We start from the raw sequence: 584 nt of genomic DNA on the forward strand, positions 1-584 counted from the left end.
GGCACCGTGGGCATCTTCCAGACGCTGGCGACCCGCCGCGCGCGGGGCCCGTCCGGCCTGCCGCCGACCCGCGCCGACTGGTATCCCGCGGGCGGTTGAACCATCGCCGCGCCCGGCCTGACCTGCCTCCCTAGAAGCGAGCTGTCGGTCATGTGAGATCGGCGGAGCTGCGGAGGGTTTTGGGATGGCGAGGAAACTCCACAAGCCGGAGGAGGTCGTGGCCAAGTTGCGGCATGTTGCGGTCTTGTTGGCGTAGGGGCGTCAGCGGTCGAGGCGGTGCGGACGATCGGGGCGGTCGCGTCTGATCTCGGTTTCGCCAGCTGTCCGCTTGCCAGGCTTTGCCGCTCTCGCTCTTCGTCTTGCCAGCAGTTCGACCCGCCAGCGGTGCTGGCTAATACCAAGTCCTGTTGATCAGAACCCATGGGTCCAGTCTCGAAGGCCGATGGACATGATGCGCCAGGGCTCGGCGATGAGCCGGTTCCAGGCGTGGCAGCAGTGATCGACGATGTCGTCGTGGGCGGCGAAGATACGGTTGGACAGCCAGTTGTCGCGCATGAACTGCCAGACGTTCTCGACTGCGTTTC

The 584-nt window shown here is 65.9% G+C and carries 1 pseudogene; it reads right to left on the reverse strand.

What is annotated here, in order from left to right:
- Positions 1-411: 411 nt before the first annotated feature.
- Positions 412-584 (reverse strand): annotated as a pseudogene (locus tag JTJ31_RS24405) (IS630 family transposase); the annotation flags it as partial.

The organism is Sabulicella rubraurantiaca, from assembly GCF_017355885.1.
Taxonomy (GTDB): domain Bacteria; phylum Pseudomonadota; class Alphaproteobacteria; order Acetobacterales; family Acetobacteraceae; genus Roseococcus; species Roseococcus rubraurantiacus.